Source organism: Rhodococcus sp. NPDC003318 (assembly GCF_042879035.1).
Lineage (GTDB): Bacteria > Actinomycetota > Actinomycetes > Mycobacteriales > Mycobacteriaceae > Rhodococcus_G.
The window spans coordinates 1-9927 of the sequence record NZ_JBIAOU010000039.1; the positions used below are offsets into that span (position 1 = coordinate 1).

The window sequence follows — 9927 nt, forward strand, 5'->3', positions numbered from 1 at the left end:
CCTCGGACAACGAACTTCGTGCATCCATGACACCACTCCCCGGAAGTCGGAACCGAATTTCGCAGTCCAACTTCCGGGGACCAGTTCAACGAAGGGCACCTTCAGCCGGAGGGGGAGGGGAAGTTGGTGGGTCAGGCGAGGACGTACGTCGGTTCGCGCTTCTTGACGTAGGCGATGACGCGGTAGGTGATCGGCATGACGAGCACCTCGACGAGCGTCTTCCACAGGAATCCGACGAGCACGTAGTTGACGAAGTCCGACCACGTGCTGATGCCGATCGCGCCGGCGGCGATCGAGCAGAAGATCAGGGTATCCGCGAACTCGCCGACCACCGTCGACCCGATCAGCCGCGCCCACAGGTGCTTCTCCTTGGTGCGCTCCTTGATCGCCACCATGACCAGCGAGTTCAGCAGCTGGCCGACCAGGTAGCCGGCGAGCCCGGCGATCAACAGTCGCGGGTACACACCGACGACGGATTCGAGCGCGGCCTGGTTCTCGTAGAAGTCGGCGGACGGCAGTTCGATCAGGATCCAGAAGCAGACCGCGGCCAGGATCAGCGCACCGAAGCCCAGGTAGATCGCGCGGCGGGTGGCCTTGAATCCGTACACCTCGCTGAGCACGTCGCCGAGGATGTAGGCGAGCGGGAACAGGAAGAACCCGCCGTCGGTGATGATCGGCAGGATCTGCAGCGAGCCGATCGCCACGTCGGCGTCGGGGAGGAACGCCACCCCCTTGGTGGCGCAGATGTTCGAGATCAGCAGGACTGCGGTGAACAGCGAGACGAATGTCGGGTAGTAGCCCCGAGCTACGTGGGCGAAGGTGGCGTGGGCGGGGTGCTCGTCGAGCTGGTCTGAGGCTGTCACGTGGGCAATCCAAACACCGAGACGCCATCGGGCGCGAACCCGGTCCGAGTTCGCGCCCGATGTGTGAGGTTTGTGATCAGGACATGTCGGCTGTCAGGGGACGATGCGTCCGCCGACCACCACGCGGTAGGCGTAGGTGGAGGCGATGATCGCGATCGGCACGGTGACCAGCAGGCCGATCAGGCACAGCAGGGCGCCGACGATGTTGATGCCGATCAGCGCGAGTGCCAGTAGGAGCAGCGGGCCGACGTTCTTGGAGATCGCACTGAAACTGGACTTGATGGCGGTGATCGCATCCTGGTCCTGGTCGATGACGAACTGCAGCGTCCAGTAGCTCAGGAAGGCGACGACGAGGCCGGGAATGATCAACAGGATCAGGCCGATGCCGGTCATGAGGCCGACCAGGAAGCTGGCGATGATGATCGCGCCGACGTTGCTGAACTGGAAGAACGCTCCGATGCCGGGTCGGTTGCCGTCCAGTTCGTGCAGCGCTCCGCGGATCAACGCCGCACTGATCAGGTAGCCGACGATGGTGGTGACGATGCGGCCGATGATTCCCCACAGGCTGAAGGTGTTGTCGGCGAACGATGCACTGTCGGGGTCGGTGATCGACCCCCAGTCCGCGAAGATCAGGCTGACGGCGATGCTGATGAGGCCGGCGATCACGAGGATGCCGACCCACACACCGGCGTTGTTCTTGAATTTGTTCCAGCCGTAGCCGATCGCGTCGCCGACGGTCAGCTGCGGTGTGCCGCCGGGGCCCCCGAAACCGGGCCCGAACTGGTTCGGGTTGTCGTATCCACTGGGTGGGGGTGGCGGGTAGCCGCCGTAGCCGGGTTGGGGCTGGCCGTATCCGGGTGGTGGGGGATAGCCGCCCGGATACGCTCCGGGGCCCTGGCCGTAGTTCGGTGGCGGTGGCGGGTAGCCGCCCTGCTGGGGCTGCTGCCCGTAGTTCGGTGGCGGCGGCGGGTAACCGCCCTGTTGCGGCTGGCCGTAGCCCGGTGGCGGTGGCGGATAACCCGACGCCGGGTTCGGGGGCTGCGCCGGTTTCTTCGGGTCCTGCGGATCCGGAGCCCCTGGCGGTGGGTTGTCGGTCACGTCTCATTCACCTCGTAGTACGGAGTGGTCGCACCTGCGCAAACGTGTAACGGACAAACAGTACGTCGCAAACCGGGCGGGCACACGACCATGACGGGGTGTCGCGTACCGATTCGGCCACAGCTGTCAACGCTGCGTGAACATCCAGGGGGTGCGGGGGAGCGAGCCGGGGTCGAATCGCTCCACCAGCGCGCTCGTCGACGGTCGCTCGCCAGGCTCGGCCAGTCCCAGCGAGTGCGCGAGGATGCCGCGTACCGCGTCGGGGTCCAGTCCGAGACCGATCTGGTCGGCGAGGGTGACGGCCCCGTCCCGTTTGGCGAGGCGCTTGCCCTCGGCGTTCAACGCCAACGGCACGTGCGCGTACACCGGGACCGTCAGGCCGAGCAGCGTCGCGAGGTACGCCTGCCGCGGCGCCGACCCGAGCAGGTCGTCGCCGCGCACCACCTGGTCGACGCCCTGCGCTGCGTCGTCGACGACGACCGCGAGGTTGTAGGCCGGCACACCGTCGCCGCGGCGCAGCACCACGTCGTCCACCGGGCCGGTGTACCGCCCGTGCAGGACGTCGTCGACCGTGAAGCCCGCGACCTCGGCGCGGAGCCGGATCGCGGGCGGCCGGCCCGAATCGCGTTTCGCCTGCCGCTGGACGGGAGTCAGCTCCCGGCAGGTGCCGGGGTAGTGCCCGTCGGGGCCGTGCGGTGCGGTGGCCGCCTGCTGAATCTCCCGTCTGGTGCAGAAACATTCGTAGGTCAGGTCCGCCGCGACGAGAGCGCCCAGGGCGTCGGCATAGTGCTCGAGGCGCCGCGACTGGTGGACCACCTCGCCGTCCCAGTCCAGCCCTATCGCAGCGAGGTCGGCGAGCTGACGTTCCTCGGCGCCGGGTCGGACCCGGTCGAGATCCTCGACGCGCATCAGAAACCTGCGGCCGGTGGAGCGGGCGAACAGCCACGCCAGGAGTGCCGTGCGCAGATTGCCCAGGTGCAGGTCGCCGGACGGACTCGGCGCGAACCGTCCCGCACCGCCGTCACCCATGCCGCCACCCTAGCGACCGGCCGAGCGTGCACCTGGCGGAGCGTAGCCCGAGCGGACGCGACGGCAGGTGCACACTCGGCGTCAGGGCGTCAGGGCGTCAGGGCGTCAGGGCCGGAAAAGCGGAAACCCCGTGGGCGGCGATGCCACCCACGGGGTCCGTGGCGGAGGATAGGGGATTTGAACCCCTGAGGGCGTTAACCCAACCCGCGTTCCAGGCGAGCGCCATAGGCCACTAGGCGAATCCTCCGTGGGCGAGCATACCGGCTCACCCCCCGCAGGACGAAAACGGGGGGTCCGGGTGCCCGCTGACCGCCCGATTGTCGATCCGGCGGGAAGGCTGGCTACACTCGTCAGTGGATCCCGCGCGGCGCGCATCCTGTGAACTCCCCCAGGGCCGGAAGGCAGCAAGGGTCAATGGGCTCTGCCGGGTGCGCGGGGTCCCCTTTATGTGCGGAGCTCCGCTCCCGCCGCCTCGGTGTGAAAGGTTTCGGCATGCCCACCCAAACCCAGATTGGGTTGATGAGCCACGACGAACTCCGTTCCGAGCACGAACGGCAATCCGAGAAGTACGCGCAGTTGAAGTCGGAGAAGCTCGTCCTCGACCTGACCCGCGGCAAGCCGGCCCCCGAGCAGCTCGATCTGTCCGAGACGCTACTCACCCTGCCCGGTGAGGGCGACCACCGCGACGGCAGCGGCACCGACGTCCGCAACTACGGCGGGCTGAAGGGCCTGCCCGAACTGCGCGCCATCTTCGCCGAGCTGCTGAACATCCCCGCCGCGAACCTCCTCGCCGGAGGCAACGCGAGCCTCGAGATCATGCACGACCTCGTCGCGTTCTCCCTGCTGTACGGCAACGCGGACTCGACGCAGCCGTGGGTGCGTGACGAGAAGGTCAAGTTCGTCTGCCCGACACCGGGATACGACCGGCACTTCGCGATCACCGAGTCCCTGGGCATCGAGATGATCCCGGTGCCGATCCGTCCCGACGGGCCGGACGTCGACGCGGTCGCGCACCTGGTCGCCGAGGATCCCCAGATCAAGGGCATGTGGGTGGTTCCCACCTACGCGAATCCGACCGGTGCCGTCTACTCGGAGGAGGTCGTGCGGGCGCTGGCGTCCATGCCGACCGCGGCCCCCGATTTCCGTTTGTTCTGGGACAACGCGTACGCGGTGCACCCGCTGGCGGAGGAGTTCGCCCCGGCGTACGACGTCCTCGGGATGGCCGCGGAGGCCGGGAACCCGAACCGACCGTTCGTGTTCGCATCCACCTCGAAGATCACGTTCGCCGGCGCGGGCGTCAGCTTCTTCGGCAGCTCCGACGCGAACCTGGCCTGGTACGAGAAGCACCTCAGCAAGAAGAGCATCGGCCCGGACAAGGTCAACCAGCTGCGGCACCTGCGCTTCTTCGGTGACGCCGACGGTGTCCGCGCGCACATGGCCAAGCACCGCGACATCCTGGCGCCGAAGTTCGCGACGGTGCTGCGGATCCTCGAGGACCGGCTCGGTTCGTCGAAGATCGCCTCGTGGACGGAGCCGAAGGGCGGTTACTTCGTCAGCCTCGACGTCGTACCCGGCACCGCGAAGCGGGTCATCGCGCTGGCGAAGGACGCGGGCATCGCGTTGACGGCCGCCGGATCGGCGTTCCCGTACTCGACCGATCCGCAGGACACGAACATCCGGATCGCGCCGAGCTTCCCGTCGATGGCCGATCTCGAGACCGCGATGGACGGTGTCGCGACCTGCGTGCTGCTCGCGGCCACCGAGAAGGCACTGAACGACTAGGGCACGTCTCCCATCCCTTGTCGGCGCTCCCGGCGTCCCATCGCCGCCCCGCTGCGTTGTCGTCGGCCGCCGCGGTGTCGGCTCCTCCTCCGCGCAGGAGCGGAGCCCGCGGAGCGACTCCTGGGGCTTGCCGACGATTGTTCTGTCAGGAGTATCCGAGAGGAATTGGGAGACAGCGTCGGGCGCGGAGGGAACGCGTCGGCATGCCCTGGTCCTTCTCGGCGGCCGGCGGGGCGCGGTCGTCGACGCTGCCGGGCCCGGGCTAGGTTCCGATCCGGCCGGCCGTCGACGCGCTGCCGAGCCACGTGTGCGGATTGCCGTTCCAGCACCAGCCGAGCTTCGGCCTGCGCTGACTTATCCACAGTGCCGGGACTCGTTTGTCGCCGCATCGGGAGGCGAGCAGCGAGAAGCACTTGTTCTTGCGCAGCATGTCAGGCCGCGCGGTGAGCAGCGCGATGCCCTCTTCGACGGTCAGTCCGCTGCGCCCCCGCGCCGTCAGCGAGGTCAGCGCGTCGGCGGGTGTCACGTTCAGGTAGTCGCTGCCGGTGTCGACGCCCCGCAGCAGATATCCGACGCCGTCCGGGATCGTGACGGTGTCGACGGGGCGGAACCGGGCCAGGTCGTCCGCGTCGAGGTCGGCGAATCCACCGTGGGTGCCGAGTGCGGTTCGTCCCATCGCCGCGTGGGCGTCGATCGGCGCGCCGGCAGAGGTGCGGGCCACGACGAGGACGAACGGGACGTGGTCCTCGCTCTGCTGTGCGGGTGCCTGCGCCGTCGCCGGACGCAGGGCGTCGAGGGCCGCGGTGAAGGCCGCGATGCTCTGCCCGGTGAGGTCGGGGTAGTCGAGGTCGAGCAGTACCTGCAGCTGTCGGTCGAACTCCTGCTCGGGTGTGGTCACGAAGATCCCCTTTCCGTACCGCGTACCGTGTGGCAACGGGTGGCGGTCCGTGGTGGTTCCCGGCACCCCGATGACGGCAGTGTCAGAATCGAGGACATGTCCCTCACCCTGCATCTGGCCGGAGATCCCGACGCTGACGCCCTGCTCGTGTCGAACCCGCTCGCGCTGCTGATCGGAATGCTGCTCGACCAGCAGATCCCGATGGAGGTCGCGTTCGCCGGACCACGCAAGCTCGACGAGCGCCTCGGCGGCCTCGATGTGCACACGATCGCGGAGATGGACGAGGAGGCGTTCCTCGCGATCTGTGCGACACCGCCCGCCGTCCACCGTTTCCCCGGTTCGATGGGCAAACGGGTCCGGGACCTGTGCCAGTACCTCGTCGAGCACTACGACGGCGACACCGCCGCGATCTGGACCGAGGGCGACCCGGACGGCAAGGAGGTGCTGAAGCGGCTCAAGGCCCTGCCCGGCTACGGCGACCAGAAGGCCCGCATCTTCCTGGCCCTGCTCGGCAAGCAGATCGGGGTCGAGCTCGACGGGTGGCGCGCAGCCGCCGGCGCCTACGGGGAGGAGGGCTCGCGGCGCTCGATCGCGGACGTCGTCGACGACCAGACCCTCGCCGAGGTGCGCGAGTTCAAGAAGGCCGCGAAGGCCGCGGCCAAGGCCGCCAAGGCGTAGTCGCCCACGACCCCTGTGCAACAGGTTGTGCGGCTCGTGCACGGGTTTTCCGCGCGGAAAGGGTGTGCGCGCCGCCGAAAACCCCTGTGCACGGGTGTCTTACGGCCGACGCGGGCAGGGCGCACCGGCCGAGGGTCTGTGCGCGCCGGGCTACTCCTGCTCGGGAAGGCCGTCGGCGATCGCCGCGTGCACGCGCGCGGTGTCGTCGGCGGTCCAGCCGTCGGGGTGCAGGATTGCGGCCCACATGTCGGCGGCGTCGGGCCCGAAGGTGTGACCGTGCCCGGCGGGGACGTCCGCGGAGAACACCATGTCGAGGGTGACCTGCCAGAACGTCACGAACGGGATCCAGCGCATGCCGGGGTCGACGTCGGGTCCGAGTGGTTCGCGCAGCCAGTCCGGCTTGTGCAGCAGCAGGTCGAACGACCACCAGGTGATCGGGTCGGACGCGTGCTGCCAGTACACGACCCGCGGGCTGCCCCACGGCGCGCCGTCCAGTCCGAGGTCGGCGGCCGATGCCGCGAACCGCACGTTCTCGCCCCCGTCGACCACCGGCAGCCGCTCGGGTGAGCCGGTGTCGCGGTGGTCGGTGACGTACCCCCACTGCGGCGAGAAGTTCGGGGTGCCCACCCACAGTGCACCGTCGGTGCGGGCCAGCATGTCCTGAACTCCGCCGAAAGCGCCCTGCCCGCCGAAGGATCCGAGGCTCTCGCCGAAGGTGACCAGTTTCGGCCGGGCGTTCGCGGGGCGGGCGTCGACGGCCCGCTCCACGGCCTCGAACAGGGCACGACCGGCTTCGAGTGGAGTCTCCCGGTCGGCGATGAACGACAACGGACTGGGCAGGAAGGAGTACTGCATCGCGGCGATCGCGGAGTCGCCGCCGGTGGTGTATTCGAGCGCGGACGCGACCCTCGCGTTGACCCATCCGCGGCCGGTGGTGGTCGCCACGGCCACGAGGGACCGGTCGAACGCGCCGGTGCGTTCGAGTTCCGCGACGACGAAATCCGCTGCCTCCTCGACGGATTCGGCGGATTCACGACCGGCGTACGCCCGGATCGGGGTCAGGGCGGAGCGTCCGGTGACCGACGTGATCTGTTCGGCGGTCGGCCCGCCGGCGACGAAGGTGCGACCTTCCCGGCCGAGGCTCTCCCACGGTTGCGCGGACGCGGGCGAGCCGGACCGCTCGGGTGCGGTGGGCTGGACGACGCCGTCGGCGGTGCTCTGGTCGGCGACCGCCGCCGACCGGTTCGCCAGGCCGATCAGGCCGCGGTGGACGAGGCCGTTGACGAGGAAGAAGGCGAGGGCGACCACCAGGGCCACGCCGACCAGTCGGGCCACCGGGGTCGGGACGTAGCGGCCGCCGAGTCGCGTCAACGCCCGGGTTCCGCGTCGAACACCGCGTGCCGCGGCGAGGATCAGGGCGGCCACGAGGAGGGAGAGCACCAGGATCAGCAGGTAGTTCGCGCGATTCGCACGTTCGACCCCGGCGAGGTCACGCACGATCTGTTGCCACCACGATCCGAGGATCAGGAACGTCGGGATCGTGACGGCCGCGGCACCGGCCAGCGTCCACCAGCCGATGCGGCGGGCCCGTTCCGGGTACCGCGGCGACACCCCGCACCGGCGCACCACCCATGCCGCGAGACAGCCGATGCCGTAGCCGGTGGCGACGCTGATGCCGGTCGCGACGGCCTGCAGGTACCAGACGCGGGGCAGCAACGACGGCGTCATCGACCACACGAAGAACACCAGGGCCACCGCGAGCCCGACCGGGTGAAGCGACCGCAGCAGGTGTGGCAGGTGCGACCGTTCGGGTTCCGGTGCGTCGTCCGGCGCCGGTTTCGTGGCGGTCAGGGTGATCGTCATGGGCGCGTCCTGGGCGTGGGCGGCGTGGGCCCGGGACCGGACCCCGGCGGATGGTAGCTGACGCGTTGCCCGCCCCGTGGCGCCGGCGCTCAGTTCTCGGGCGCGGCGTCCTCGTCGGGCTGCGGACGCCGGACGTCGTGGTCGTGCCGCGGCGGGAACAGGCCGGTGTGGGGGCCCAGGATGCCGTGGGTGCCGTGAGTACCGAGGACGGGTCCGCCGTGGGCCAGCACCGCGTGCTCGTAGGCGGATTCGGCGTGTTGGCCCAGGTCGATGCCGCTGATCTCCTGCTCGGCGCTCACCCGGAAGCCGATCAGCCGGTCGATCACCTTGCCGAGGACGTACGTGATCGTGAAGGCGAACAACCCGACCACGGTAACCGCGAGAGCCTGCTTGGCGAGCTGCGTCAGTCCGCCGCCGTAGAGCAACCCGGAGACGCCGCCGGTCATGACCTCGGCGGCGAGGAGGCCGATCAGCAGTGTTCCGACGATGCCGCCCATCAGGTGCACGCCGACGACGTCGAGGGAGTCGTCGTAGCCGAACCGGAACTTCCAGCCGACCGCGAACGAGCACACCACACCGGCGACGGTGCCCACGACGAGGGCGCCGAGCACGGTGACCCAGCCGCAGGACGGGGTGATCGCGACCAGGCCGGCGACGACACCGGACGCGGCGCCGAAGGTGGTCGGGTGGCCGTCGCGGCGCTGCTCGACAACCATCCAGCCGAGCATGCCGGCGCAGCCCGCGACCAGGGTGTTGACGAACACCGCGGCGGCGGTGCCGTTCGCACCGAGTGCCGATCCGGCGTTGAATCCGAACCACCCGAACCACAGCAGGCCGACGCCGAGCAGCACCAGCGGGAGGTTGTGCGGACGCATCGGCTCGGTGCGGAAGCCGATCCGCGGGCCCAGCACCAGCGCCAGTGCGAGGCCGGACGCTCCGGAGACGATCTCGACGACCAGACCGCCCGCGTAGTCGAGGACGCCGAGTCGGGCGATCCATCCGTCGGGTCCCCACACCCAGTGCGCGACCGGGGCGTAGACGATCAGCGCCCAGATCGGGACGAACAGCATCCACGCGGAGAACTTGGCCCGGTCGGCGATCGCACCGCTGATCAGCGCCGCTGTGAGGATCGCGAAGGTCAGCTGGAACGTGGCGAACAGGAACTCGGGGACCGTGCCGTGGACGGCCCCGGGGGAGATGCCGGCCATGCCGAAGTGTTCGAACCCGCCGAGCAGTCCGCCGCCGAGGTCGTCGCCGAAGACGAAGCTGTAGCCGGCGACCAGCCAGACGACCGTGACCAGGGCGATCGCGACGAAACTCATCATGATCATGTTGAGGACGCCCTTGGAGCGGACCATGCCGCCGTAGAACAGGGCCAGCCCCGGTGTCATCAGCAGCACCAGCGCCGTGCTCACCAGAAGCCAGGCGGTGTCCCCGGTGTCGATCGCGTTCACGGTCACTCTCCTTCGCGCGCGGATCGGCACGCGCGCCGCAGGTCACGATGCGCGTGCAGGGTTTCACCAGCACTTCATCGGTGTTGCGGAATTGTTTCGCCTTTCTCACACCGGGACGCGTCGCCGCGTTCGCCGCCCCTCCGTTTTCCGGATGAAGGTGCCCCTGATTGAACTGGTCCCCGGAAGTTGGACTGGGTAATCGGAAGCCTAGGCGGCGAGGGCTTGGGCCCGGTATGTGACCGGGCTCAAGCCGTCGAGCTTG

At 69.2% G+C, this 9927-nt stretch carries 8 protein-coding genes, 1 tRNA gene and 1 other RNA gene; 3 read left to right on the forward strand and 7 right to left on the reverse strand.

All coding sequences use genetic code 11. The features are described 5' to 3' along the window. Positions 1 to 131: 131 nt before the first annotated feature. The 4 genes from ACFYVR_RS26635 to ACFYVR_RS26650 all read right to left on the reverse strand — a co-directional run bounded on the left by ACFYVR_RS26635 (position 132) and on the right by ACFYVR_RS26650 (position 3237). The gene (locus tag ACFYVR_RS26635; protein ID WP_387479302.1) at positions 132 to 863 is read right to left on the reverse strand and encodes a queuosine precursor transporter; all 732 of its coding nucleotides are present in this window, start codon (positions 861 to 863) and stop codon (positions 132 to 134) included. A 93-nt stretch (positions 864 to 956) separates the two neighbouring features. Then, a complete protein-coding gene (locus ACFYVR_RS26640) occupies positions 957 to 1961 on the reverse strand; it encodes a hypothetical protein (protein WP_387479305.1) in 1005 nt (334 codons plus the stop codon). 126 nt (positions 1962 to 2087) lie between these two features. Then, positions 2088 to 2990, reverse strand: coding sequence for a tRNA glutamyl-Q(34) synthetase GluQRS (gene gluQRS / locus ACFYVR_RS26645; RefSeq protein WP_387479308.1), 903 nt, complete (start codon positions 2988 to 2990; stop codon positions 2088 to 2090). Between the two features lie 159 nt (positions 2991 to 3149). Beyond that, positions 3150 to 3237: transfer RNA gene (locus tag ACFYVR_RS26650), tRNA-Ser, on the reverse strand. A gap of 105 nt (positions 3238 to 3342) precedes the next feature. Here ACFYVR_RS26650 and ffs point away from each other — a divergent pair. Both ffs and ACFYVR_RS26660 read left to right on the forward strand, forming a co-directional pair. Further along, positions 3343 to 3437: signal recognition particle sRNA small type (gene ffs, locus ACFYVR_RS26655), an RNA gene on the forward strand. 45 nt (positions 3438 to 3482) lie between these two features. Then, positions 3483 to 4772: an aminotransferase class I/II-fold pyridoxal phosphate-dependent enzyme gene (locus tag ACFYVR_RS26660; protein WP_387479311.1), complete on the forward strand. Its 1290-nt coding sequence runs from the start codon at positions 3483 to 3485 to the stop codon at positions 4770 to 4772. A gap of 262 nt (positions 4773 to 5034) precedes the next feature. Here the strand turns inward: ACFYVR_RS26660 and ACFYVR_RS26665 are convergent, their stop codons facing one another. Continuing rightward, a complete protein-coding gene (locus tag ACFYVR_RS26665) occupies positions 5035 to 5670 on the reverse strand; it encodes a DUF5701 family protein (protein ID WP_387479314.1) in 636 nt (211 codons plus the stop codon). A 96-nt stretch (positions 5671 to 5766) separates the two neighbouring features. Between ACFYVR_RS26665 and ACFYVR_RS26670 the strand changes: the two genes are divergently transcribed. Next, on the forward strand, positions 5767 to 6348 hold the full coding sequence (locus tag ACFYVR_RS26670) for an HhH-GPD-type base excision DNA repair protein (RefSeq protein ID WP_387479317.1): 582 nt from the start codon (positions 5767 to 5769) through the stop codon (positions 6346 to 6348). Between the two features lie 150 nt (positions 6349 to 6498). Here the strand turns inward: ACFYVR_RS26670 and ACFYVR_RS26675 are convergent, their stop codons facing one another. Together ACFYVR_RS26675 and ACFYVR_RS26680 are read right to left on the reverse strand one after the other, a co-directional pair. Next, positions 6499 to 8211, reverse strand: a complete 1713-nt coding sequence (locus ACFYVR_RS26675; RefSeq protein WP_387479319.1) for an alpha/beta hydrolase — start codon at positions 8209 to 8211, stop codon at positions 6499 to 6501. Between the two features lie 89 nt (positions 8212 to 8300). Beyond that, positions 8301 to 9665, reverse strand: a complete 1365-nt coding sequence (locus tag ACFYVR_RS26680) for an ammonium transporter (protein WP_387479322.1) — start codon at positions 9663 to 9665, stop codon at positions 8301 to 8303. Positions 9666 to 9927: the final 262 nt, after the last annotated feature.